This is a genomic window from Enterovibrio norvegicus FF-33, assembly GCF_000286835.2.
In the GTDB taxonomy this organism is placed as follows: Bacteria; Pseudomonadota; Gammaproteobacteria; order Enterobacterales; family Vibrionaceae; genus Enterovibrio; species Enterovibrio norvegicus_A.
This window is the reverse complement of the sequence record NZ_AJYD02000038.1, coordinates 2,712,284-2,736,729: the sequence shown is the minus strand read 5'-3', so window position 1 is coordinate 2,736,729 and position 24,446 is coordinate 2,712,284. Positions and strand designations below refer to the sequence as shown.

Sequence of the window (24,446 nt, the reverse complement as noted above, 5' to 3'; positions counted from 1 at the left end):
TATCTTGAACATAACCCATTTACTGTTCGTTATATTTGACATAGTATTGCAAATATTGCTCATTCAGCAACAACTCATTAACAATAATGACGGCATGTAAGGATACTTGACGATGGCAGTGAAAAAACCACAAAGTGAGGGAGTGAATCTGGATAATTTCTGGATGCCTTTCACCGCAAATCGACAATACAAAGCGACCCCTCGCTTACTCGCAAAAGCGAAAGGCATGTATTACGAAGATGTTGAAGGCAATTCAGTGCTTGATGCAACTGCGGGCCTTTGGTGTTGTAACGCGGGTCATAGCCGACGCGAGATTTCTGAAGCGGTGAGCCGTCAGATCTCAGAGTTGGATTACGCGCCAACGTTCCAGATGGGGCATCCTTTGCCGTTTGAGTTGGCTGAGCGTTTGGCTGACATGGCACCCGGCGACCTAAACCGCGTATTTTTCACTAATTCAGGTTCTGAATCGGCCGACACGGCGTTGAAGATTGCGTTGGCTTACCAACGTGCTCGAGGTCACTCCAATCGCACGATGTTGATTGGTCGTGAGTTGGGTTATCACGGTACTGGATTTGGTGGTATTTCTGTCGGTGGCATGGTCAACAACCGTAAAGCGTTTAACGGCCAGCTTTTACCGAGTGTCGCGCATCTTCCTCATACGCTGGATATGCAGAAAAATGCGTTCTCTAAAGGATTACCAGAAAACGGTATAGAGAAAGCGGAGGCGCTTGAGCAATTGGTTGCCCTGCACGGCGCTGAGAACATTGCTGCCGTTATTGTTGAACCTATGTCTGGCTCTGGCGGTGTGGTATTGCCACCCGTTGGCTATTTGAAACGTCTGCGTGAAATTACGACCAAACATGACATTTTGCTGATCTTCGATGAAGTGATCACCGCATTTGGTCGGATGGGTGATGCGTTTGCCGCACAGCGTTGGGATGTGACACCGGACATGATCACCACGGCGAAAGCCTTGACCAATGGCGCGATCCCAATGGGCGCAGTGTTGGTGAGCGAGCGAATTTACGATACGTGTATGAATGCGCCGGAAGACACCATTGAATTCTTTCATGGCTATACCTATTCGGGTCATCCCGTTGCCGCCGCCGCCGCGCTCGCATCACTGAATATCTACCGAGATGAAAAGCTGTTTGAGCATGCCCGCGAAATGGAAACGGAATGGCAAGATGCCGTTCATTCCCTTGCAAGCCATGCCAACGTTATCGATGTCCGGAATGCGGGCATTATCGCAGGTATTCAACTTGCGCCAAGCGAGAAAGGGATTGGAAAACGTGGATACGACGTGTTTACACGAAGCTTTTACGACGGTGTCTTGGTGCGCGCATCCGGCGACATCATCGCCATGTCACCGCCATTGATTTTGGAATCAAAACACATTGATCAGATGGTCAGCACGCTGGAACGCGCCATCAAAAACGCGTTATGAGTTAACTGAGGAATATAGGGATATGTCTGTGACACATTACATTGATGGTAAATACACTGCTGCGAGTGAAAGAAAACAATCGTTGTTTAATCCAGCCACCGGAAAGGTGTGTGGTGACGTTTCTTTGGCGTCGGTGTCTGAAACCGAGTCTGCTATTGCTGCGGCAAAAGCGGCGTTTCCAGCGTGGTCCGAAATGTCACCGCTGCGCCGTGCTCGTGTGATGTTTAAGTTCAAAGCGCTAGTGGAAGAAAACATCGACGAGTTGGCGGCGTTGATCACCAAAGAACATGGCAAAGTGCTCGATGATGCCAAAGGTGAGCTGACCCGCGGCTTGGAGGTGGTGGAATTTGCATGCGGTATTCCACACTTGTTGAAAGGCGAGATGACCGAACAAATTGGTACCGGTATTGATGCTTGGTCGCTTAACCAGCCACTCGGTGTTGTGACGGGAATTTCGCCGTTTAACTTCCCGATCATGGTACCCATGTGGATGTTCCCGATTGCGATTGCTTGTGGCAATACCTTTATTATGAAGCCGTCGGAAAAAGATCCGAGTTCGACGATGCGTATCGCCGAGCTATTAACGGAAGCGGGATTGCCAGATGGCGTATTCAATGTGGTGAACGGTGATAAAGAAGCGGTTGATGTGCTGTTGACTCACCCCGATGTGCAAGCTGTTAGCTTTGTCGGCTCAACACCCATTGCCGAATACATTTACAGCACAGCCTCTGCGCATGGCAAACGTGTTCAGGCATTGGGCGGCGCGAAAAATCACATGGTGGTGATGCCAGATGCCGACCTTGATCAAGCCGTTGCTGCATTAATGGGCGCGGCATATGGTTCGGCAGGCGAACGCTGTATGGCGATTTCCGTTGCGGTAGCCGTCGGCAACGTCGCTGATGCATTGATTGAAAAGTTAACCCCAAAAGTGAAAGCGTTGCGTGTTGGTAATGGCGTGATTGAAGGCATGGAAATGGGGCCTTTGGTCACCGCCGAGCATTTAAAGAAAGTAGAAGGCTATGTGGCCGCGGGTGTTGCCGAAGGGGCAACGCTGGTGGTTGATGGTCGAGGTGTGGTTGCAGAGGGCGGCGGCGACGGTTTCTTCCTCGGTGGTTGTCTGTTTGATAACGTCACCGAGGATATGACTATTTATCGTGATGAGATTTTTGGTCCTGTTCTGGCGGTTGTGCGTGTGCCAGATTATGCCACCGCCGTGAAGCTTATCAATGAACATGAGTTTGGCAATGGAACCGCAATTTTCACGCAAAATGGCGATGCGGCAAGGCAGTTCTGCCATGAAATTCAGGTGGGCATGGTGGGTGTGAATGTGCCCATTCCTGTGCCCATGGCGTTTCATAGCTTTGGTGGCTGGAAACGTTCTTTGTTTGGGCCTCTTCATATGCATGGGCCAGATGGCGTACGTTTTTATACACGTCGAAAAGCCATTACGGCTCGATGGCCCACAGGCATTCGCGCCAACGCAGATTTTGTCATGCCGACAATGAAATAAGCGTGGAACGCGATAAAAACCGAGCGCATTGAAACGACAAAAAGGAGCCTACTGGCTCCTTTTTCTTTGTCATTTGCTATCGCGATTTAACCAAGCTATTTAGCAAAACTAAGCAACAAAGCTAAGTAACAAAGTTAAGCAACAAACGGATAGGGCATGCGTTCAGGTTTACTCAGTTGATAGCCTTGAAAGAGATCGAAACCGAGTTCACGTGCGAAGTGATATTCCTCTTTGGTTTCAATTTTTTCCGCTAACAACTTGAAGCTGAACTTTTCTCGATATTCCTGCACAAAGCGAGTAATTGAATCCAGTGACTGTGCGCGAAAATCAATTTTGATAATGTCGGCAAGGCCAAGAAAAGGGATCCAATCAGTCGACGGGATAAAGTCGTCAAATGCGATGCAGTATCCTTTGGCTCTTAAATCAATCAACTTCTCAAACAGTACCGAGTCTGCCGGACAATCTTCCAACACTTCGACCACAAGATTTTCTGGTGGGTACTGAAGAGCAGTGCCATCAATTAGGCTTTGGTAAGAGAAATTCACGAAGCATGGTAAGCCATCAGAGACAGCTTCCTGAGTGATATTGCCTTCGATAAAGAGGTCATTGAGTATGCTCTGCGTGGCTACGTCAGAAGCAATACCCGGGAACGAGTCTCGAAATCCATCACGAAACAAAAACTCATAAGCGATTACTTGCTTATGAATATCAAAAATCGCTTGTCTTGCAAAGTTCGAACTCATAGAAAGCCACAGTACCTTCAAGCAAATCAATATAAAACTAAGTGTATACTCCGTCTCAAAATCGAGAGTGCCAAATAAGTCTGATATTTCGCGAAGAAAATTAATTAAGTAAATAATACTTTTTTAATCTTGAAATGTCAGATTTAGCTGAAGAAATATGGTTAGTTTTGGAATTTTCGCGCTTCTAGCGTGCAGCCTTCTGGGGTGCAAGCGAGAACAGACCCTTGAGTGTACCAATCGCCAAGAACAATTCGTTGCGCAAGATCAGTCCCGATCGACAAAGTATGAATATTTGGGCGATGGGTGTGACCATGGATCAGTTGTTTGACACCGTAAGCTTGCATCACTCGGGTGACTTCATTCTGATCGACATCCATGATTTCTTGTGGCTTTTCTTGGTTGTTTGACGAGCTGCTTGAGCGGATCTTCTGACCAATCTTCTGTCGTGTTGAAAGCGGCAATCGACGGAATAGCCATTGCGTAAATTTATTGTGAACTTTCTTGCGGTAGCGTTGGTATGCCTCATCCTGGATGCACAGGGTGTCACCATGCATGATGAGCGTTGGCTCGCCAAATAAGTCAATAACATGGTGCTCAGGAAGCAGCGTCATGCCAGCGGATTTCGCGAAGCGCTTTCCAATCATAAAATCGCGGTTGCCGTGGATGAAATAGATTGGCACACCTTTAGCACTCAGCGTTTTAAAGGCGTTGGCGACATCACATTGTAGTGGCGTTTCTTCGTCATCACCTATCCATGATTCAAACAAATCCCCAAGCACATAGAGTGCGCTGGCTGACGGTGCTTCTTGTTCCATAAAACGGAAGAAGCAATCAGTAATGTCTGGATGAGATGGACTGAGATGAAGATCTGCAATAAATAGTATGGTCATAGATAAAAGGGCAGTGGAGGGAGCCACTGCCCGTTGCCACCTTATTCTTCGATGGTCACGTTGTTGATGATCACTTCTTCAACAGGTACATCTTGATGTACATAGCCCCAGTTGCCGGTTGCTACGTCTTTGATCTTGTTAACCACGTCCATGCCTTCAACCACTTCGCCGAATACGCAGTAACCCCAGCCGTCCATAGATTCAGATTTGTGATCTAGGAAGGTGTTGTTGCCAACGTTGATGAAGAACTGTGAACTGGCTGAATGCGGTTCCATGGTACGAGCCATCGCAAGGGTGCCGATTTTGTTGCTCAGACCATTGTTTGCTTCGTTCTTGATTGACGCGCCTGACTCTTTCTCTTCCATGCCAGAAATCATGCCACCGCCCTGGATCATGAAGCCATCAATAACACGGTGGAACAGAGTGCCATTATAGAAACCGTCACGACAGTACTGCAGGAAGTTCGCTGCTGTTACTGGTGCTTTTTCTGCATTAAGTTGGATTTTGATATCACCAAAGTTGGTATGAAGCGTAACCATGTTGAGTTCCTTAAAAGAGCATTAAGCTTTAGACCGATGATTCTATCCCAACGGGCGTGACATTCAACCGATCGCCGCATAAAAAACCGCAGAGTGCAGGTAAGTCATGGCATACGGTATCTTAATTCCCGTACTTTCAAGTCGCTTGGGCATATAGCCTTGCCTTAAACGAAAGGAAAAGGTGTAATATACAGTCATTAAATTACGTTAATTATTGTAATGGGTAACCCGACGGCCATGTTGAAAATCTACAATTCCCTCACCAAGAAAAAAGAAGAATTTACACCTATCCATCCTGGCAAGGTTGGCATGTATGTGTGTGGGGTTACCATCTACGATTTGTGTCACATCGGCCATGGTCGCACCTTTGTTTCTTTCGATGTTGTTTCGCGCTACCTGCGATTTTTGGGTTATGACCTCAATTTTGTTCGCAACATTACAGATATTGACGACAAAATTATCAAACGTGCAGCTGAGAACGGCGAAAGCTGTGACTCACTGACCAATCGACTGATCGGGGAAATGCACGCCGATTTTGATGCATTGAACATGAAGCGCCCAGATGTTGAGCCGCGAGCAACGCAATTTATTGCTGAAATTATTGAATTGGTCGAACGCTTGATCGAACGCGGGTTTGCTTATGTCGCATCCAATGGCGATGTGTTGTTTGAAGTCGCGAAATTTGACGATTACGGCAAGCTATCGCGCCAAGACTTGGATCAACTTCAAGCGGGCGCCCGTGTTGACGTTGAAGAAGCGAAGAAGAGCCCACTTGATTTCGTGCTTTGGAAAATGTCCAAGCCAGGTGAACCGACGTGGGAATCGCCATGGGGACCCGGTCGCCCGGGGTGGCACATCGAATGTTCAGCGATGAACTCAGCAATTTTGGGTAACCATTTTGATATTCATGGCGGCGGCTCAGATTTAACGTTCCCACACCACGAAAACGAAATTGCGCAATCTTGCTGTGCCCATGATACCCAGTATGTGAATACCTGGATGCACAGCGGCATGGTGATGATTGACCGTGAAAAGATGTCAAAATCACTGGACAACTTTTTCACCATCCGTGACGTGCTAGCACATTACGATGCCGAAACGGTTCGCTATTTTCTGATGTCAGGTCACTACCGTAGTCAGCTGAATTACAGCGAAGAAAACCTCAAACAAGCACGTTCAGCGATGGAGCGTTTGTACACCGCACTTCGCGGCTTGGATTCGTCGGTTGAAGCTGAAGGTGGTGAGGCATTTGTTGAGCGCTTTAAAGCGGCAATGAATGATGATTTCAACACACCAGAAGCGTATTCCGTGTTGTTTGATATGGTGCGTGAAATTAACCGCCTGAAAATAGAAGACGTTGTGGCGGCATCAAAACTGGCTGCTCGTATGCGTGAACTCGCTGATGTGTTGGGTCTGCTTGGTCAAGACCCAGAAGCCTTCTTGCAAGGTAACGCGCAGGGCGGCGGCGATGAAGTGGCTGAAATCGAAGCGCTGATCAAGGCGCGTAACGATGCGCGCACAAACAAAGATTGGGCAGCAGCTGATGCTGCACGTGATGCACTGGCAGCACTTAATGTCGTCCTTGAAGACGGTGCTGGTGGCACATCGTGGCGTCGTAAGTAATCAACCCAAATTAGCATTATCTAGAAACTGAAAACGGAGCGCGCGCTCCGTTTTTTTATATCTGTAATTATTATCACGGCTGCATCAATAACCATCCTTCCGAATACTGCATTTATCGGTCTACTTTTTCTTCCATCTCTAATTCTTTGATAGTTTTGAATATATAGAGATTAGTGAAAGCACTGTGCTTGATTTTGTCTGACTTTCTCAACATTAAAACAAGAATAACTCAGTAATATCCCATCATTTCTGTTGGTTACATTGAACCTAGATGGCTGCGATTTATCTTTAGTTGAAGAGAGTCCGAAAGGAGATGCTCGACTCGATATCGGTCATATCAATCACAGGCAATGAAGGACAGCTCATGAATAAACCATTCCTAGTAACAGCGATTCTTAGTTCTTTCCTCTCAACGACATCTTATGCGTACACTGTTTATTCGACTGATGAATCTTCTCTTACAGTGACTGGGCGCATTGAGCCGCGCTTTAATATTTCTGATGCAAACAAAACCGCTGACAATAGCGCTTTTGATGACATCAGTCGTATTCGAGGGAATTTGGACGGAAGCACTAAGGTGACAGAGTCCATCAAAGTCTTTGGCTACTACAGTGGTGAAATCTATTCAGATCGCTCTGACAGCAAAAATCGCTATATGTACGTTGGGGTGGGCACGGATTACGGCGCGCTTTCTTATGGGCAACAAGACTCGTCTCAAGTCGTACTAACCAACGTCACTGATATTATGGAAACTTTTGGTGGGAGCGCGTCAGATATCATTACAGGGAACCAAGATGAGCTAGAGAATAACTTCGTTTATCTTGCTCAATTGCCCTTAGATCTTACCGCTACGCTCAACTATGTGAGAGATGATTCGAAAGGAAATTACACCACAGGGGGCTCCCTTTTCTATAACTCTCCAGTGGGGCTTCAATTTGGTGTTGGCTATGTTTCAGGAGAGCAAACGAGTCTGGATGTCGATCAATACAATATAGCAGCCGCCTACACGGTAGGTGATTTCTACATTGGTGGTGTTTATGTGAACGGTGAAGTCAACAATGTGGATGTGAGTGGGTTTGAAGTCGCGACAGCTTATACCCTCGATGACTTTATCTTCCGCTATGTGTACAACTACAGAACGTCTGATTTTCCAGCAGCACAAAGTGGTGAATACAGCGTGAACTATAATGCGATTGAAGGTGTTTATAACGTGACGAGTGATTTTGTTGCTTATGCGGGGTATGAATTTAATCGTCTTGATGGGCAAATTAATGACAACCAGCTACAAGCTGGCGCACGTTACATGTTCTAAATACGCCATGCTGTTTTTTCATACGCATTAAATAAGAAAGGAGCCGTTCGGCTCCTCTCTTCTTATTTGTTTAATGTTTTTGGTGTTTAGTTTATCCGCCTAATCCGGGAAACAACGCTCTCATCCCGTTGGCAATAAACTCAATGCCCAATGCGCCAAGAATCAAACCCATAATACGCGTGATCACGTTGATGCCGGTTTGGCCCAGAAACTTCACGATGGCTGGCGCAAGACGAAATAAACCCCAGATGCCGGCGGTAAAGACACAAATGGTGACAATCAAACCGATGGTATCGACTGAGTTTGGGTAGCGACTTGAATACACGATGGTAGAACTTATTGCACCAGGGCCAGCAAGAAGAGGCATTGCTAACGGTACAACGCCGATCTGTTCACGACTGATCGACTCAGACTGTTCTTGCTTGTTCTGCTTATCTTCGCCCAACTTACCATTCATCATGGTGAAGGCAATGCTAACAAGTAGCATACCGCCGGCGACTCGAAACGAATCTAGCGAAATGCTAAACACATCCAAAAGCAGCTGCCCAGCGAGCAATGACACAACCAGAATAGCAGCGACAGCAATGCTGGCGGTGTATGCCGTTTTGTTGCGCTCGGCCGGATCTAAGTGAGCGGTTAATGAAACAAAGATAGGCATGATGCCAAGTGGGTTTACCGCAGCAAACAACCCAATGAAAAACTGAAAAAATATTACAAGCTCGATGCTATTCATTTCCAATCACTCGGTCGGTGAAAAATGGACATATGGTATTGATCGCAAAAAAGCAATCGCGGGCGCTAGTATAGCGACGAAATATTAAATGCCAATCAGTAGATAACATGACAATGAACAGAGAAGAGTGGAAAGGCCTAGATGCTGCAAAAATAGGCGCTTTAACCCTGAGTGCTCTAAATGTAATCGAGAGTTTTTGGCTGGAAAGTATGGCAGACACATATGACCAATTTAACATATGTGATGTGTGTCACATTAGAGTGTATTGTAATTTTTTTAAAACAAAAAGTCGTTGTGCAAGTGTGTGAGACACGGTGCGTATGTGTTACATTCTCGTAGTTTTAATGTGGGTTTAAGCTTTCAAAACGTAGATTGTAGAGCATTTTGATTGAAAATTGAGCGGGTGGTGAAAAACTTTATGAAAGTTTATTACACATGATCCGGATCAACTTTCTGCTTCTCTGAAAATCTATAATCAATTTTGAAAGTTATTTACTAAATGCTTGCCAAGGCTCACAGGTAGTGTGAGTTGCTTAGGCCTCTAATCAAATAAGCATGTAGTTACTAAATGATTTTTAAACTTTAGGTATGTAGGAGACAACTATGCCTGTAACTAACGTAGCCGAACTCAATGCAATGGTTGAGCGTGTAAAGAACGCACAGAAAGAGTTCGCCACTTTCTCGCAAGAGCAAGTCGACAAAATTTTCCGCGCGGCCTCTTTGGCGGCGAACAATGCCCGCATCCCATTAGCCCAACAGGCTGTTGCAGAATCTGGCATGGGTATTGTCGAAGACAAAGTTATTAAAAACCACTTTGCTTCTGAATTTATCTACAACAAATACAAAGATGAAAAAACCTGCGGCATCTTGGAAGAGAACGACGAGTTCGGTACTTTCACTATCGCTGAACCAGTAGGCATCATCTGCGGTATCGTCCCTACGACCAACCCAACTTCAACGGCTATCTTCAAATCTCTTATCTCTTTGAAGACCCGTAACGGTATTATCTTCTCGCCACACCCACGTGCTAAAAACTCAACGAATGATGCTGCGAAGCTGGTTCTTGATGCTGCAGTTGCGGCTGGCGCGCCAAAAGACATCATCGGCTGGATTGATGAGCCATCAGTTGAATTGTCAAACCTTCTAATGAAGCACGACGACATCAACCTTATCCTTGCAACTGGCGGTCCAGGCATGGTTAAAGCGGCTTATTCTTCTGGTAAACCAGCCATCGGTGTAGGTGCGGGTAACGTTCCTGTTGTTATCGATGAAACAGCTGACATTAAGCGTGCAGTCGCCTCTATCCTGATGTCTAAAACGTTTGATAACGGCGTAGTATGTGCGTCTGAGCAAGCAGCAATCGTTGTAGATTCTGTTTACGAAGAAGTAAAAGAGCGTTTCGCGTCTCACAAAGCACACGTATTGAACAAAGACGACGCAGCGAAAGTGCGTAAAGTTCTTTTGATTGACGGCGCACTGAATGCAAAAATCGTTGGTCAGCCAGCCGTTAAGATTGCTGAAATGGCAGGTGTTACTGTGCCAGCAGACACCAAAGTACTTATCGGTGAAGGCCTAGGTAAAGTGTCTTATGACGATGAATTCGCTCACGAGAAACTGTCTCCAACACTGGGTCTGTTCCGCGCTGACGATTTCGAAGACGCTGTTGCTCAAGCAGTGACCATGGTTGAAATCGGCGGTATCGGCCACACTTCTGGTCTATACACAAACCAAGACGTCAACCAAGATCGCATCCGTTACTTCGGTGACAAGATGAAAACTGCACGTATTCTTATCAACATCCCAACCACTCACGGTGGTATCGGTGACCTGTACAACTTCAATGTTGCACCATCACTGACCTTGGGTTGTGGTTCTTGGGGCGGTAACTCGATTTCTGAGAACGTTGGTCCTAAGCACCTTATCAACAAGAAGACTGTAGCGAAGCGAGCTGAGAATATGCTGTGGCACAAACTACCTAAATCAATCTACTTCCGTCGTGGTAGCCTGCCAATCGCTCTTGGCGATTTGGAAGGTAAGAAACGCGCAATGATCGTGACTGACCGCTTCCTGTTTAACAACGGTTACTCTGACGAAATCGTTGCGTTGCTGAAAGCACAAGGCATGGAAGTTCAGACGTTCTTCGAAGTTGAAGCTGACCCAACACTGTCTGTTGTAGAGAAAGGTGCTGCAGCAATGCAGAGCTTCCAACCTGACGTAATCATAGCACTTGGCGGCGGTTCACCGATGGACGCAGCGAAAATCATGTGGGTAATGTACGAGCACCCAGAAACGCATTTCGAAGAACTAGCAATGCGCTTTATGGACATCCGTAAACGTATCTACAAGTTCCCTAAAATGGGTAAAAAAGCAGAATTGGTATGTATCACTACCACTTCAGGTACCGGTTCAGAAGTCACACCATTTGCGGTTGTAACTGACGACAAGACTGGCGCGAAATACCCACTGGCTGATTACGAGTTGACGCCACAAATGGCAATCGTAGATGCGAACTTGGTGATGAACATGCCTAAGTCGCTAACCGCATTCGGTGGTTACGATGCAGTGACGCACGCACTAGAAGCTTACGTATCTGTTCTTGCGAACGAATACTCTGATGGCCAAGCGCTTCAAGCTCTGAAGATGCTGAAAGAATATCTGCCATCTAGCTACGCGAACGGCGCAGCTGACCCAATCGCTCGTGAGAAAGTGCACAATGCAGCGACTATCGCAGGTATCGCGTTTGCTAACGCATTCCTGGGTGTATGTCACTCAATGGCGCACAAAATCGGTGCTGAGTTCCACCTGCCACACGGCTTGGCGAACGCATTGCTGATTTCTAACGTGGTTCGTTACAACGCAAACGACAACCCAACGAAGCAAACTGCATTCTCTCAGTACGACCGCCCACAAGCACGTCGTCGCTACGCAGAAGTTGCTGAGCACCTAGGTCTGGCACAGCCAGGCGACCGTACTGCTCAGAAAATTGAGCGTCTGCTAACGTGGCTGGAAGAACTGAAAGTTGACTTGGACATTCCATTGTCTATCCAAGCGGCTGGTGTGTCTGAAGCTGATTTCCACGCGAAGCTTGACGGCCTAGCAGTAGAAGCGTTCGATGACCAATGTACTGGTGCGAACCCACGTTACCCGCTTATCACTGAGCTGAAAGAAGTGCTGGTTTCTTCTTACTACGGCACAGCCTTTGTTGAAGGTGAAACTTTCGAAGGTACAACGGTTATCAAGAAGAAAGAAGACCGTGATGTAGCCGCTAAGCCTGCTGCAAAAGCAAAAAAAGAATCAGCAAAAGCGTAATCCGCTGACCTGATAGAAAAAGCCCGCTTTCGCGGGCTTTTTTATTGGCAGTGGTAAATACCCTTTGAAGCGAATAAGCCCTGACAATGGGCATCGCCAATTGTCGGAATTTAGGTCATTTCAAGGAAAAGGGTACAGAAGCGGCTACGGCAAAGTTCACCAACCGATTAACTTGCAGCTTCTAATATACGGCCGGTGAAACTGTCGTTTTCAACGATGTATGCGGCACCATCAATCATGTCGTAGTTAACCGCAGGGTGATAATGGACTTTGCCATTCTCATAATGACGTTTGCGGGGAAGCACCCCACCTACACGAATATTGGCATGTTCTAATTCTTGCGCCCAGCTACGGGTTAAACCACGAATAACAGCATTTGAACTATCAAGGCTTTGGTCGCGCCCCATCTCAGCTTGCAAGCCAGGGATATTCACGATGACACCTTTGCGGCCTCGATCGAGCATATTGAATGCAGCGCCGCGTCCGAAAAGATAAAGATTAGAAGCAACATCAGCGATGGTTTGGTCAACGGTATCATTGCTTGCCAACAGGCTAGGCAAACAACTCGCTTGCCAATAATTAATCAGTACGTCTACCGCACCCATTTCGCGATTTATTTCCTCAAACAGGAAGGAAATGTTCTCAACGCTTCGACTGGCGAGAGAGAATGAGTAGCAAATGCCCCCCGATCTCATGCACGAATCGTAAGTTGTTTGCAGCTTTTGACGCTCAGTATCGACCAAAGCAACACGTGCGTTCAGCTTGCAGAAATATTCAGCCATTGCACGTCCAGTTGGGGTGCCTGCTGCAGTAATCACAATGACGGATTTTGCGATATCCATTGTCTGACCTTTCTCAATTTGTTCCGACTTATTACATTGTTATACGGCATTAACTAACAACTTATACCCAGCTTTTCAACGGGTGGATAACAATCTTGGACCATGATTTGAGAAAGCGATGTGAAATTGTTCAAAAATGTGTGTGCAAACTGTGTGCAAGGTGATTTTTTTAGTAAGTGATCACAGTTATGTTTTTTGGAGTGGAAGAAGTTGAAGTATTAAATTAGCTATGTTAGTGGGAAGCTATCTGTCCTTAATAATCAAAGGATTAAGCTTGGATGTTAAGCTCTTGATAGCGCTTGGCCGTCACTAATTGATGGTATAGATTTACCGGATCGAGTGCGGTAGTTGTAGGATTTTCAGCCGCAAGCTGTCTTCTCTGATGTCCTGAGAGATTATGGTAAACATCTTCGCCCAAATTGTGCGTTCCAATGGCAGGAAAATGTAATGCTGATGGTGCGACACAGTGATTTAATCGTGCGCTGGCGATACCGGCTTTGTGGAATGCATCGGCTTGCGTTCCGCACAACTCATAATCTTTTTCTTCTGCAATCAGGCGCGTAGGCTCAGGCAAATTCAGCGCTTGACGAAGATCGGCCTCGGTTGCTTTTTCAGGGTATGGAGGGTTGAGAGGGGTTGTTTCTGTTGCGTCAGTAGAAAGTAGTGCAAGCATCAAAGCAAAATCCGAACGACGGTCCTGTGTAACAGCATGACTTAGGTGATCACCTAGCTGTACATCAGTAATAAGTTGGGCTTTGTCGAGCGCGTGGATTTGCATAATTCTCAGCAGTTCTTCTGGGTACCTCCTGTTTATCGACGTCAAAGCCAAAACCTTTAACGACTTTTTGCTTTTTTTCTGTGTGTTAGACGTTTTTCCTTTGTAATAGAAAAAGATAAAGCCCGCCGAAGCGAGCTTTACGTGTCAAATGGTTAGGGCGTGTATGGACTAAGCGTTTAGCGCTTGCTCCAAGTCAGCAATAATATCGTCAATGTGCTCAATACCTACAGACAGTCGAATCATCTCTGGCGAGACGCCCGCCTGTGCTTGCTCTTCTGCACTCAATTGACGATGCGTGGTAGAGGCTGGGGGGCATGCCAATGATTTTGCATCACCAATGTTAACCAATCGTTTAAACAAGCCCAGCGCGTCATAGAAACTCACACCTGCGTCATAACCTTCTTTCAATCCGAAAGAAAGAATCGCTGATGGCTTCCCACCCATGTATTTTTTCGCGAGATCATAAAACGCAGAGTCTGGCAGGCCCGCATAGCTGACCCAGCTCACTTTCTCGTGTCCTTTCAGATATTCAGCGACTTTAAGGGCGTTCTCAACATGGCGTTCCATGCGAAGAGACAAGGTTTCTAGTCCTTGCATCAACATAAAGGCATTCATCGGAGACAAAGCAGCGCCAGTATTGCGAAGTGGAACGGTCCGTGCGCGGCCAATAAAAGCTGCGTCGCCAAAGGCTTCGGTGTAAACCACGCCGTGATAAGAAGGCTCTGGTTGGTTAAACACAGGGAAGCGCGCTTTGTGCTGTGCCCAAGGGAATTTACCTGAATCGACAATAACACCACCAAGCGTTGTACCGTGACCGCCCACATATTTTGTCAATGAGTGAACAACGATGTCCGCACCGTGCTCAATCGGTTTGCAAAGCACAGGTGTTGCGACTGTGTTGTCGACGATGACAGGCACACCTTGTGCATGAGCCAGTTCAGCGATTTTGGCTAAATCGACAATGTTGCCTGCAGGGTTACCAATGCTCTCGCAATAAACGGCTTTTGTTTTTTCATCAATCAATGCCGCGAGGCTTTCTGGTTTGTCGTCTTTTGCAAATCGGACTTCAATACCTTGCTTTGGCAGCATGTGTGCGAACAGGGTATAAGTGCCACCGTACAGCTGTGGGGTAGACACAATGTTATCACCGATTTCCGCCAGTGTTTGGATGGCATAGTTGATGGCAGCGCTACCGGCACTGACCACCAGACCCGCTATACCGCCTTCCAAAGCTGCCATGCGTTGCTCAAGCACATCATTGGTTGGGTTCATAATGCGGGTATAGATATTTCCCGGCACGGCAAGGTTGAACAGATCAGCACCATGTTGAGCGCTGTCAAATTCATAGGCAACGGTTTGATAGATAGGCGTTGCGACAGATTTGGTGGTTGGGTCCGTTTGGTAGCCAGCGTGAATGGAGAGCGTTTCGTCTTTCATGTTTCATCCTTGTGCACATTTCAACCGAAAGGCTCACTATCGCATAAAGCACAGGGGTGTAAATTGCTACTGTTCAAGGATCTTGTATTTGATAAGCCTTAGCGCAGACGAATACTAATCTGGTGCATGTAAATACGATAAATGATTGCAAGTACAACACAGACCATGGCGGGAGCCGCAAAGGAATAAGCGCCTAAAATAGGGAAGATAAGCGCGCTGATTGTACCGCCTAAAATAAACCCGATCGCGATGACTAAAAACAACACTAGCTTACGCCGATTGAGTGGTTGTCCGCGCAGCAGTGCGCCAAACATTAAGCCCAAGTCCGTGATAATCCCGGTGATGTGTGTCGTGCGAACAATCGCGCCGCTGTAGCTTGTCACTAAGCCATTTTGAATACCACAAGCCGCTGCCGCGAGATACAAACCATACACAGCATTGTGTTGCATTGGATAGATGGCACCAAGCAATAAACCAGCTTCGACGATAAGCAGAATGTCGTAACGACGCCCTAGTGACAGGGTGCCATCTTTCAAAATGAAACCAGATAAGAGTGCGCCACCGAAAAAACCGGCAAGAATGCTCGACAAATGGAAGAGCTGGGCAGGATGGCTATTGATCATGTCGGTGCCGATCAGCGTAGCAGTGCCAGACAGGTGAGAGATAGCCTGGTGCTCAAAACCGAGCAAGCCAATGCCATTCACGCAACCTGCGGTGAGGGCCAGAATAAAAGCCCCGTACTCAACCCATTTGGGCAGCTTGGATATCACGCGTAAACCTTTAATGAAATGCTGGCGATAAAGAAGTGCTCGGCATGATGCCGAATAGATGAGGGATTTTACATCAAACCGCGAAAAAGCTCGCGGTTTAGATCAAAGGGACAAATCGAACGTGGTCAAGCGCGATCCGATAGGCATCGAAAGATGCTGGCCAACCAAGCGTTAGTTGATTGGAATAATCGTGATATCACCGTATAGCGTGCACTGACAGGCAAGGCGGCGTTTATCACCGTCCATGTCCAGTGTATCAAGCAGGTCGATCTCATCTTCATTCTTTGGGCTTAGGTTGTTCATACCAGCCGTCACATCAATGGCGCACGTCCCGCATGCCGCCGAACGACAGCCAAACGGCACTTCGCTTTTTCCTGTGTCTTCCAAATCGATCAATGAACTGCCATTGGCAAGTTCAACAGTATTTCCTGTATGACCGAAAGTGACTTTTGGCATGGCGACATTCCTTTTCTATTGATTTAAAAACGCCTTTCTAGAAAGGGTAGTCGCAAGCCACAAATTTTTCATTTGGTCATGCACAAGTATTGCAGCCTAAGTGTAATTACAGGGTAGAAAGTATATTTTCAACATGGAATATTGCCAACACAGACTCCTTGAGCATCCCAACTGTTATCCCATGCTTTGCAGCTTTGAGTGTAAATTATGGTAACAGGAGATTGTGCATGGTGTGCGGCAATAACTGCTGAAATAGTCCCTTCATATATCGGTGACAAACTATCAACAGCAAATCGTCCGGTAGTATTACAACCACCGCTAACATTAGATGTTATTTGAAAGATGATGATTTTTTTGCCGTCATTTGTGTAGGGGATATAGCCCGTGATTTGACCACTCTGTCGCTCGGCAATAGCTGTGGACGAAAATAACAGTAAAAGAAAAAACGACACTTTTTTGTTCATTGAGAAACCTTATTCAACCAAACCAACATAGGTTGGAGCAGGTGTACTTCCATAAATTGGAAGAGACTCGCAGCTATATGCGGATGTTGGGTAGTACGTCAAAATCGGCTTACCTGTAGATTTTGCTGCGAGAAGGATACTTAGCATGCCTCTACAAGCTTCAGGGCTTACATCTTTCCACCTGTTTTCAAGATTACAAAAAACCGTGTAGTCACCTCTATACGAGGTTCGGACATTGACGTCGCCATTACTATATTGAAGTAGCACTTCTATTTGGCCGCTACAGTTGATTGCTGCATAAGAATTCGCACTAAAAGCCGAGATGGTAGTTAGTAACAAAAAATATTTAATCATGGAGAACCTCATTGTTTTGATAGCCATATTCTGTCAATTTTCAAATATCCAGAATGTTCGCCACGCATTTGTATTGTAACTGGTTGGTTTGAAGCTTGAGCCGCTAGAGCTGTGGAATAGAAAAGGTTGGCAAATTCAGGGTTATCATTAATGTATATTGCAGCAGCTTCACCAAAAGAGACGTTAAAGCCAACTGACGATGCGGAATTGATATGTAATGGGGTGTCAAAATATAAAAGTATTATGTTTCCAGAGTTCACATAAATGCTTTTTACCATCCCGTGATATTGACAGTAATTGTGAGGAGTTGAATGGAAAATTGGTGTCGCAGCTCTTATCGGTGTTGATGTTGCTACAGCTAAAAATAGTAAGGACAGAAATAACAGTATTCTTCGTGACATGTTTCCACCTATTGGGATATTTTTAATTCAACAATTTGGCACATACGCCCAGCATATGTATCAACACCCAGCGTTACTAAAGTCACAGTCTTATTGGAAACGTATGCCGCCAATAATGCTGACATCATTCCTTTACTTCCAGGGGCAGCTTCATTTACAAAAGACCACGCAGGGTTTTTGGGGCCATTATGGCAATGCCAAGCTTCGGGGTTATCTGATATAACACGAAAATGAAAATTGGCAGGATGGGCCATGTAGACTTCATTTATCTTAAATGGTCCGGGGTTTTCGGTTGCATGAGCACTGAAGCAAAAAACAAGGAGAAAAAAGATATACTTCATTGTGGTTTCTCTAGGTGTCGTTGTTATAGTGAAAGGAGATGGAAAGTGTGGTGATTACTGCGATCTCTATTTTATCCACACGTTAATGAATTCACATTCCGATAAGCCATGACCAGTAGCTTTAGGGATAGAACTGGTTTTTGAATAATAAAATCCGACGAAGTTGTTTGACGCCTTAGCGGTTAAAAGTAGAGATAATATATCTTTATCTTCTTTAGAAAACATAATTCTAGGCATGTGGTTAAGGTCATACCTGCAATCATTTTCATTTTGAAGCAGGTTTTCTAACTCAACAAAATTCCCTTTGTTTGAATTGAAAGTGCTTACTGCAATCCATCCTATTTTGTTATCATATGATATTTCTGATTTCGCATAGAAAGAGAGTAATGCTAAAAATATAAACAAGAAATAATGTACTTTCATGATTTTAATTCACCATAATTAAATTATTGTTTGTCTGCATGTATTGTATTGATCTTATTTTTCCAACCTAACAGCATCAATCTTACCTAACTTGCTCGAGGTTCCGGCCCACAATTGGTCTTCATACACTTGAAAGCGAACAGATATATTCGCACTGTAAGCAGAGAGCAAGAAAGAGGTTAGTGTCTTATAACTCGGTTGAGCAGGAGAAAGCCATACGCCAGCCGCACATTGTGGCAAACCTGTTGGGAAGAAGACCGCTATATCTGCACCTTCAACGCCGTGTATTGAACCACAATCATCATAAGCATAGATTTTCGTTATTATTCCTGTTGCTGTTGTTTTAATTGATGCTTGTGCTGAAATAGGCACTAATAATAAGAGTGTGGATAAAGTGATTTTTTTAATGCCTTTATATTTATCATGGTATTAAACCCATTGCTAATCTTGTATATAAATCGATGTTATAACAGGTGTTGACCACGCTTCCCAGCAGTGTGTGGATTGGATGGTGATCTTTTTGCTGCTTGCCTTTGCCATTAGCAGGGCAGAGTACATTTCGGCTGCGATTGGATTTTTGTGCTCACCACCGAGCAATAATACGGGAGTCTGGTGTTCACATTGAGCATTAAGTGGAACGCCGTAAATATACAGCCTGGGAGTATCAGTTGATATTACATGTAGTGCATTTCCACTAAGGGATGCTTCAACAGAGTAGACGGTTCCATAACTGGAGCTGGTAAATAATAGTAAAGCGAGTGCTGTTATTCTCATGTCTAACCTTTTAATGACTTTTGGTTTAAGACTTATCCAATTGAATGTGAAGTAACAATGGGAACCCTGAATCGTCGCAACCTCCTGTGTAGTAATTCACTTTTTTATCAGTTGTGAATGCTGATAAAATTAAGGAGTAAATTTCACTCGATAATTTATTGTCTTTTCTTAGTGCGATTAACCAATTTTCAGAACAAGCTGAGGGGTTTATCATGGTCCCAAATGAAAAATATATTGTACCTACACCGTTGTTATTTGAGTGAGGGTATATTTTTCGTATATCAGTAGGCCCGCTCCACTTGGCCGCATTAGCAATGCTGGAGAAAAATAGTGTTATTATAAGTGGCAAAATTTTAATGTGGTTCATTTTTCACATGCCTATTTTTATAAGATTGATTTGGCTAAGGTTATTACTTCTATTTTTGAACTCGAATAGCAGTAATTATGGGGTAGTCATTAGAGGCACAGTCATAGTTTAACCTAACCTTGAATCCGGAAGAAAATGCTGCGAGTAGTAGGGAAAATTGCTGGTTATCAATTTTCGATAATTTATATAGTGATTTTTCTGAACCAGTACATAAATGATCTTCACTTAAATAGATGTCATTTTCCGTTGCCCAAGAGTTCATCTGGATTATGGTGCTGTACGTGTTGTTTCTAAGTGCCATCACTGGATGTGACATAACTAATGACAGCCCAACAAGAGTAAGTTTGATTATCAATTTTTTTCTCATTATTTGTCCTTGCTAGTCTTTAATCTGTTATCAAGTGAGTCGAGAAGGTAGTAGCAATATGGATTTGTGAAGATTGTATTCAAACAACGAAGTAATACCTGATGAAAAGCGTTAGCCGTTCTGATGGCGGACATCGACTGGGCAGGCAGACAACTCAGGGACAACAAACGCGGTTATATTGTCAACACGATACCGCCAATTATTTCCCGAATCGGCTTTGATTCTGTCGACTGGCTCAATGCCTGCACAAAAGCGGAGCAGGGCAGGTCAGTGGGCAGTCATCACGCAATTAAAGCAGCACTTCCTCTCCTAAACCGAAAGCGAGTGTCGGGATTTAGACTGCCCGACGGCTAAATTCTCTTTCCTAGCCCAAACCCCTTCAACCAACAGGCAATCGCCTGTTTTTGTGCTGTCTGAAACGCACTGATTTTGTGTGATTTAATGCGAAATTTGGTTACTTAGCTGTTTTGAGTGATTTTCTGATAAATCTATCGTTATAACAATGGCTTGCTGATAGAAGAGTTACTGACTTTCTCTTAGGGTGTCTGTCCCTGAGGTATCCCCTCAAAAATAAGACAAAAAGCAAATGAATTCATTTTGTTAGAAACATTCATGGTGCTTTGTGATCACAGATTTATCACCACAACAAATCTGTTTTTCACCCTTAACAGGAATAGCGCCATGAATGTAAATAACATCGTATCGCTTTTTCTCTCTTCAATCCTTGGCTCAATGCATAAAACTCGAGCAAATGCCTTTCGAGCCTGCGTCGAGAGCATTTTATCGGGGCATTCACTCTCTGTAACTTCAATGGGGCGAGGCATATCAACGCAAGCTTATGAAAAACATGCCATTAAACGGGCAGATAGGCTGTGCTCCAATGACCATCTGTTCAATGCGAAAATTATTCAATATAAACATATTGTTACCCTGCTTTCCTCTCACCTTAATGAGCCAGTTATTATGTTGATTGGTCTGATTTGAATAAGCAAAAAACGCTATTTTTACTTCGAGCATCGCTCTCTTTTGAGGGGCGCTCCCTGACTCTTTACGAAGAAGTTCATCCAATAGAAACCAAGGAAACGGCAGCCACACATAGCGCATTTTTGGCAACACTCAAGCTGCTATTGCCGCCTTTTAGTCACCCCATAATTGTTACCGATGCTGGATTTAAGCGCCCTTGGTTTAAAGCAGTCAGAGGTCAAGGTTGGCACTTTATGGGTCGAGTACGCGGACGTGTTTGTCTCAGCAATAATGGCGAGAAAGGGTTGCTATGCAAAACGCTCTTTCCACAGGCAACATCTACCGCCAAGTTAATGAAAAACTGGTACATGGGTAACGTAAATCCCTATAAAATCAACATGGTATTGTATAAGGCAAAACCTGTAGGGCGAATAGCCAAAACGGCAAAAGGTCAGCGACAACAGTCTAACTACAGCCGAAAAAATGCGCGCAGAGCTCATGACCCATGGATACTCGTCACTTCTTTACCCGCTCGTAGAGGCCTAGCAAAACGAGCCGTTGGCATTTACGAGAAAAGAATGCAAATTGAAGAAGCTTTTAGAGATTGCAAATCAAAACGCTTTGGCTTGGGAATGACGTTACATGGCACTAAACAGCAACAGAGAATGAGTATCTTGGTGCTGATTGGCACCATTGTGCACACGATCTTGATAACGTTAGGTTTACTCGCCGAACAACAAGGCATTCAGCGTCGTTTCCAAGCAAATTCCATCAAGGATCGGCGAGTATTGAGCTACATGAACCTAGGTTTACGCCTCTATAAAAAGTCGTCTTGGCGATTCTCTGTAGATGTTTGGCGAGACACACTTATATTACTATTAGATAAATTATCGTTAGCTCAAAAGGTTACTGCTTAACTTTGTGGGGATCCCTCAGTGCTGTCCCCGTTGTCTTCGAATTATTTGATCAACAACGCCGTTATTAAGTGCTAATCTTCTCAATTACTCTATGGTGTCTATTATTTCTTGTAGTCTTTGAGGGTCTACTAATGCACCGAACTCGAGTCTTTTTCCTTCATATTCATTTAAGTGCTCGTGGTAAGAGAATATAGAAAGGATGTGAAATTTTCTTGCTAAATTTTCCGCCAATCGATCAGCATCATTAGCGCTACTCACATCTGCAAAAGGACAGCTTTCTTCATCAAGCTCTATTACTATTTTTCTTTTTGTTACGTTGTCAATCATTGTCCTCACTATCCTTTATTTCTTTTTGAAGTGATTATATATAAGTGCATGGATGCTAGGATTTCAAGATTTTTTTGGGTTTTATTCGTTTAAATCAATAGAATCTAATACTTTCTGTAATTCTTCACGATCAACTAATGAGCTGAAATGAAATCGCTCTCCTCCATGTTTTCTTAGGCGGGTAGTGGTGCTGTATATATATATTAAATGAAATTTCTCAGAGAGAATATCATCTAGTTGATCCATGTCGCTATAATTGCTTATTTCAATGACTGGGCAGCTGTTCTCATCTAGCTCTACAGTTACTCTTTGTTTGGTTATGTAATCAATCATCTTCCTGAATACTCATTGTTGTCATTATTTTCGTTTCCTTCCTTCGCTTTAGAGTCTGAAGATTTGTTTTGTTTTGTTTTGTTTTGTTTTCAACAGCTTCTCGAAGTAGATCTAACTCTTTAGGTTGAGCAACTCTCTTCTTACCATCGCTGCTTAAAGCGTGCTTAAAGCGTGCTTAAATCGTACCGGACTTCTACCTGAAGGATTGAACGGGTCGTCCTTTTTCTCTTTCGCACGAGTTTCCTCTACATCAATCTCTGTACCATCTTCTAAAGTAATTGTGATTCCATGCCCATCAGCAGCACCCCCCAATCTATTAGTATGCTTTTTATTTCTGAGCTCAACCGATACTATATCATCATCATCGAATTGTGTTGGTTCGCCATGGTATTTTGTTTCAATTTCATTGTCAGCATCAAGAGGCTCATCTACATCTTCTGGTTTGCTTTGTTGGATGTTGCCAATTTCGTCTTGCAATGAACTCGCAGCCACAGCATGGATAGCTGCCGCAACTGCAGCACCAAATAAGTTTCCAGAAGATCCCATGTTATGTGGTTGTTGTATCTCTATAGTACTGCCATATCGTGAGCCCATATGTTCAGCATAGGAATCCGCACCAGACAATATAGGATCATAGTCTAAACTGCTTTCATAATGAGATCTTGCTACAAACCCAGAAGGATCTCGATACTTCAGCGGATTATTCCAAACATACGCATACCGATTAAAGCTATTGGTCACAAACGGCGCTTGAACAATCGGATCCGCACTAATAAACCGCCCCACCTCCTCATCATAAACCCGCCCATTCATGTGGGTCAGACCGACTTCCTCGATCTGCTCATGGCCGGTATAGCCACGGTTAGTAATGATTTTTAGCTGCACCGATGTCGTGCTGTCTTCCTGCCAGATTACTTTACGCTGTTTACCCCATACATTATAGCTGCGGCGCTCGACCACCACACCATAACCATCCGTGATCATGTCGACGGACTGCAAAGCATCATAGTGCAGGTAGCGCACCTGCTTGTCTTTGAGTTTGTCTTCGCTGTCACGGGTTTGGGTGTTCAGCGCAATTAGCTTGCCGTCGGCATACACAAAGTGTTTGTGTTGTACTTCGCCAGTTGTGGTGTCTTTGACGCGCTCATAGGTTTTATCAAAGTAGAAGGTTTCCACACCGTCACTGTTAGTTTTCAGATAGCGGCTGTGGTTGGCGTAATACTTGAATTCAACGGTTTTACCGTTGCGGGTGATTTTGGTTGGTTTGTTGAACGCGTTCCATTCCAGTTCGCGCTCCATGGCATTGTCAGTGCCTGCCACCGCTTTGGCGCTGACCATGTTACCGACGTCATCATACTGGTAAGTCAGGCCGTTAGCTTGCGTGACAGCATGTGGACCAGCCTGCACACCGCTATAGGTGTAGTCACCGATTTCTGAACGCTGTTTGATATTCCCTAACTTGTCGTATTGCACCGCAAACGGACCATTGAAGTCTGGGTTGCCTGCCAAGTGTTTGTCAGGTGTATCCAAAACCACACTGTTATTAGTGACGCGATCCAGTCCGTCATACTCGAAGGCGTCGCGAATGCCCAAGAACTGGTCATAACGATAGGTGACGTTGTCATGATTATCATATTTGTATTCAATCAAACGAAGGTTTCTGCCCGTCGCGGTATAACCAGACACACCTTTACTAAATAACTGACTCGCTTTGTGCGTAGCAATATAGTCTGGTCGGCCTGTATTGGCATTATGGTGATAGGTATTCACCAAACCATTACCCAGCGTTTCAGACAGGGTATGGTCCCACGCATCGGTTTCGCGACGTTGCCAATAATACAGGTACGTGCTGTCGTCATTGGCTGCGGCTAATTCTGCGTTAGTTAAGAGGGTATTAAGCTGCTCAGCCTGACTGGTTTCTTTGTTGTTTTGGCAATCTGAACGTTGCGCCGTGGTCAGGCTGCCCCCGAGTTGGTTGGCCATTTCACAGTAAACACCGGAAAGCGCTGCGACATCCTCTGATAGG

Annotated in this window: 23 protein-coding genes; 7 read left to right on the top strand and 16 right to left on the bottom strand. The window is 44.9% G+C overall.

Annotated elements, in window-relative coordinates; genetic code table 11:
• Positions 1-112: 112 nt before the first annotated feature.
• Positions 113-1,447: an aspartate aminotransferase family protein gene (locus A1OO_RS20160; RefSeq protein ID WP_017004231.1), complete on the top strand. Its 1,335-nt coding sequence runs from the start codon at positions 113-115 to the stop codon at positions 1,445-1,447.
• 22 nt (positions 1,448-1,469) lie between these two features.
• The gene (locus tag A1OO_RS20155) at positions 1,470-2,957 is read left to right on the top strand and encodes a CoA-acylating methylmalonate-semialdehyde dehydrogenase (protein ID WP_016961160.1); all 1,488 of its coding nucleotides are present in this window, start codon (positions 1,470-1,472) and stop codon (positions 2,955-2,957) included.
• 134 nt (positions 2,958-3,091) lie between these two features.
• Here A1OO_RS20155 and A1OO_RS20150 read toward each other — a convergent pair whose 3' ends face one another.
• The 3 genes from A1OO_RS20150 to A1OO_RS20140 form a co-directional block, all read right to left on the bottom strand.
• Positions 3,092-3,700, bottom strand: coding sequence for an EAL and HDOD domain-containing protein (locus A1OO_RS20150; RefSeq protein WP_016961161.1), 609 nt, complete (start codon positions 3,698-3,700; stop codon positions 3,092-3,094).
• Positions 3,701-3,861: 161 nt separating this feature from the next.
• Positions 3,862-4,590 (bottom strand): UDP-2,3-diacylglucosamine diphosphatase, encoded by a 729-nt coding sequence (lpxH, locus tag A1OO_RS20145; protein WP_026023966.1) that lies wholly within the window; start codon positions 4,588-4,590, stop codon positions 3,862-3,864.
• Between the two features lie 41 nt (positions 4,591-4,631).
• Positions 4,632-5,129 (bottom strand): peptidylprolyl isomerase, encoded by a 498-nt coding sequence (locus A1OO_RS20140; protein WP_016961163.1) that lies wholly within the window; start codon positions 5,127-5,129, stop codon positions 4,632-4,634.
• Positions 5,130-5,366: 237 nt separating this feature from the next.
• Here A1OO_RS20140 and cysS point away from each other — a divergent pair, with 237 nt between their 5' ends.
• Positions 5,367-6,752 carry a cysteine--tRNA ligase gene (gene cysS, locus A1OO_RS20135; protein WP_026023965.1) on the top strand — a complete coding sequence of 462 codons (1,386 nt, stop codon included), beginning with the start codon at positions 5,367-5,369 and terminating at the stop codon, positions 6,750-6,752.
• Positions 6,753-7,116: 364 nt separating this feature from the next.
• Positions 7,117-8,064 (top strand): porin, encoded by a 948-nt coding sequence (locus A1OO_RS20130; protein WP_026023964.1) that lies wholly within the window; start codon positions 7,117-7,119, stop codon positions 8,062-8,064.
• 91 nt (positions 8,065-8,155) lie between these two features.
• Here the strand turns inward: A1OO_RS20130 and A1OO_RS20125 are convergent, their stop codons facing one another.
• A complete protein-coding gene (locus A1OO_RS20125; RefSeq protein WP_017004229.1) occupies positions 8,156-8,797 on the bottom strand; it encodes a YchE family NAAT transporter in 642 nt (213 codons plus the stop codon).
• 603 nt (positions 8,798-9,400) lie between these two features.
• Between A1OO_RS20125 and adhE the strand changes: the two genes are divergently transcribed.
• On the top strand, positions 9,401-12,106 hold the full coding sequence (gene adhE / locus A1OO_RS20120; RefSeq protein WP_017004228.1) for a bifunctional acetaldehyde-CoA/alcohol dehydrogenase: 2,706 nt from the start codon (positions 9,401-9,403) through the stop codon (positions 12,104-12,106).
• Between the two features lie 167 nt (positions 12,107-12,273).
• Here adhE and A1OO_RS20115 read toward each other — a convergent pair whose 3' ends face one another.
• From A1OO_RS20115 to A1OO_RS20080, 9 genes are all read right to left on the bottom strand, one after another.
• Complete coding sequence (locus A1OO_RS20115; RefSeq protein ID WP_016961168.1) at positions 12,274-12,948, bottom strand: SDR family NAD(P)-dependent oxidoreductase; 675 nt, start codon at positions 12,946-12,948, stop codon at positions 12,274-12,276.
• Between the two features lie 268 nt (positions 12,949-13,216).
• Entirely contained in the window at positions 13,217-13,726 is a 510-nt protein-coding gene (locus tag A1OO_RS20110; protein ID WP_017004227.1) for a VC2046/SO_2500 family protein, read from the bottom strand.
• A 168-nt stretch (positions 13,727-13,894) separates the two neighbouring features.
• A complete protein-coding gene (locus A1OO_RS20105) occupies positions 13,895-15,163 on the bottom strand; it encodes an O-acetylhomoserine aminocarboxypropyltransferase/cysteine synthase family protein (protein WP_017004226.1) in 1,269 nt (422 codons plus the stop codon).
• A 98-nt stretch (positions 15,164-15,261) separates the two neighbouring features.
• Positions 15,262-15,933, bottom strand: a complete 672-nt coding sequence (locus tag A1OO_RS20100; RefSeq protein WP_016961171.1) for a YoaK family protein — start codon at positions 15,931-15,933, stop codon at positions 15,262-15,264.
• 171 nt (positions 15,934-16,104) lie between these two features.
• Positions 16,105-16,389 carry a 2Fe-2S iron-sulfur cluster-binding protein gene (locus tag A1OO_RS20095; protein WP_016961172.1) on the bottom strand — a complete coding sequence of 95 codons (285 nt, stop codon included), beginning with the start codon at positions 16,387-16,389 and terminating at the stop codon, positions 16,105-16,107.
• Between the two features lie 128 nt (positions 16,390-16,517).
• A complete protein-coding gene (locus tag A1OO_RS20090) occupies positions 16,518-16,853 on the bottom strand; it encodes a hypothetical protein (RefSeq protein WP_016961173.1) in 336 nt (111 codons plus the stop codon).
• A gap of 362 nt (positions 16,854-17,215) precedes the next feature.
• A complete protein-coding gene (locus A1OO_RS23165) occupies positions 17,216-17,608 on the bottom strand; it encodes a hypothetical protein (protein ID WP_083248056.1) in 393 nt (130 codons plus the stop codon).
• Between the two features lie 8 nt (positions 17,609-17,616).
• Positions 17,617-17,949, bottom strand: coding sequence for a hypothetical protein (locus A1OO_RS20085; RefSeq protein ID WP_017004225.1), 333 nt, complete (start codon positions 17,947-17,949; stop codon positions 17,617-17,619).
• Positions 17,950-18,015: 66 nt separating this feature from the next.
• Positions 18,016-18,372: a hypothetical protein gene (locus tag A1OO_RS20080; RefSeq protein ID WP_017004224.1), complete on the bottom strand. Its 357-nt coding sequence runs from the start codon at positions 18,370-18,372 to the stop codon at positions 18,016-18,018.
• A 2,189-nt stretch (positions 18,373-20,561) separates the two neighbouring features.
• Between A1OO_RS20080 and A1OO_RS23380 the strand changes: the two genes are divergently transcribed.
• Both A1OO_RS23380 and A1OO_RS20055 read left to right on the top strand, forming a co-directional pair.
• Positions 20,562-20,864 carry a hypothetical protein gene (locus A1OO_RS23380; RefSeq protein WP_139124445.1) on the top strand — a complete coding sequence of 101 codons (303 nt, stop codon included), beginning with the start codon at positions 20,562-20,564 and terminating at the stop codon, positions 20,862-20,864.
• Positions 20,861-21,760, top strand: coding sequence for an IS4 family transposase (locus A1OO_RS20055; protein WP_139128080.1), 900 nt, complete (start codon positions 20,861-20,863; stop codon positions 21,758-21,760). The genes A1OO_RS23380 and A1OO_RS20055 overlap by 4 nt, the downstream gene beginning before the upstream one ends.
• Positions 21,761-21,844: 84 nt before the next feature.
• Here the strand turns inward: A1OO_RS20055 and A1OO_RS20050 are convergent, their stop codons facing one another.
• The 3 genes from A1OO_RS20050 to A1OO_RS20040 all read right to left on the bottom strand — a co-directional run.
• Positions 21,845-22,087 (bottom strand): hypothetical protein, encoded by a 243-nt coding sequence (locus A1OO_RS20050; protein WP_016961180.1) that lies wholly within the window; start codon positions 22,085-22,087, stop codon positions 21,845-21,847.
• A gap of 81 nt (positions 22,088-22,168) precedes the next feature.
• Entirely contained in the window at positions 22,169-22,420 is a 252-nt protein-coding gene (locus tag A1OO_RS20045) for a hypothetical protein (protein ID WP_016961181.1), read from the bottom strand.
• Between the two features lie 153 nt (positions 22,421-22,573).
• Positions 22,574-24,446 (bottom strand): RHS repeat domain-containing protein (locus A1OO_RS20040; RefSeq protein WP_035008684.1); only part of this gene is annotated, 1,873 nt, incomplete at its 5' end.

Coding starts and splice junctions, on each gene's coding strand:
- cysS (WP_026023965.1), top strand. CDS start 5,367: ATGTTGAAAATCTACAATTCCCTCACCAAGAAAAAAGAAGAATTTACA.
- A1OO_RS20155 (WP_016961160.1), top strand. CDS start 1,470: ATGTCTGTGACACATTACATTGATGGTAAATACACTGCTGCGAGTGAA.
- A1OO_RS20105 (WP_017004226.1), bottom strand. CDS start 15,163: ATGAAAGACGAAACGCTCTCCATTCACGCTGGCTACCAAACGGACCCA.
- A1OO_RS23380 (WP_139124445.1), top strand. CDS start 20,562: ATGAATGTAAATAACATCGTATCGCTTTTTCTCTCTTCAATCCTTGGC.
- lpxH (WP_026023966.1), bottom strand. CDS start 4,590: ATGACCATACTATTTATTGCAGATCTTCATCTCAGTCCATCTCATCCA.
- A1OO_RS20045 (WP_016961181.1), bottom strand. CDS start 22,420: ATGATTGATTACATAACCAAACAAAGAGTAACTGTAGAGCTAGATGAG.
- A1OO_RS20130 (WP_026023964.1), top strand. CDS start 7,117: ATGAATAAACCATTCCTAGTAACAGCGATTCTTAGTTCTTTCCTCTCA.
- A1OO_RS20110 (WP_017004227.1), bottom strand. CDS start 13,726: ATGCAAATCCACGCGCTCGACAAAGCCCAACTTATTACTGATGTACAG.
- adhE (WP_017004228.1), top strand. CDS start 9,401: ATGCCTGTAACTAACGTAGCCGAACTCAATGCAATGGTTGAGCGTGTA.
- A1OO_RS20160 (WP_017004231.1), top strand. CDS start 113: ATGGCAGTGAAAAAACCACAAAGTGAGGGAGTGAATCTGGATAATTTC.
- A1OO_RS20090 (WP_016961173.1), bottom strand. CDS start 16,853: ATGAACAAAAAAGTGTCGTTTTTTCTTTTACTGTTATTTTCGTCCACA.
- A1OO_RS20050 (WP_016961180.1), bottom strand. CDS start 22,087: ATGATTGACAACGTAACAAAAAGAAAAATAGTAATAGAGCTTGATGAA.
- A1OO_RS23165 (WP_083248056.1), bottom strand. CDS start 17,608: ATGTCACGAAGAATACTGTTATTTCTGTCCTTACTATTTTTAGCTGTA.
- A1OO_RS20115 (WP_016961168.1), bottom strand. CDS start 12,948: ATGGATATCGCAAAATCCGTCATTGTGATTACTGCAGCAGGCACCCCA.
- A1OO_RS20140 (WP_016961163.1), bottom strand. CDS start 5,129: ATGGTTACGCTTCATACCAACTTTGGTGATATCAAAATCCAACTTAAT.
- A1OO_RS20095 (WP_016961172.1), bottom strand. CDS start 16,389: ATGCCAAAAGTCACTTTCGGTCATACAGGAAATACTGTTGAACTTGCC.
- A1OO_RS20085 (WP_017004225.1), bottom strand. CDS start 17,949: ATGAAGTATATCTTTTTTCTCCTTGTTTTTTGCTTCAGTGCTCATGCA.
- A1OO_RS20125 (WP_017004229.1), bottom strand. CDS start 8,797: ATGAATAGCATCGAGCTTGTAATATTTTTTCAGTTTTTCATTGGGTTG.
- A1OO_RS20150 (WP_016961161.1), bottom strand. CDS start 3,700: ATGAGTTCGAACTTTGCAAGACAAGCGATTTTTGATATTCATAAGCAA.
- A1OO_RS20080 (WP_017004224.1), bottom strand. CDS start 18,372: ATGAAAGTACATTATTTCTTGTTTATATTTTTAGCATTACTCTCTTTC.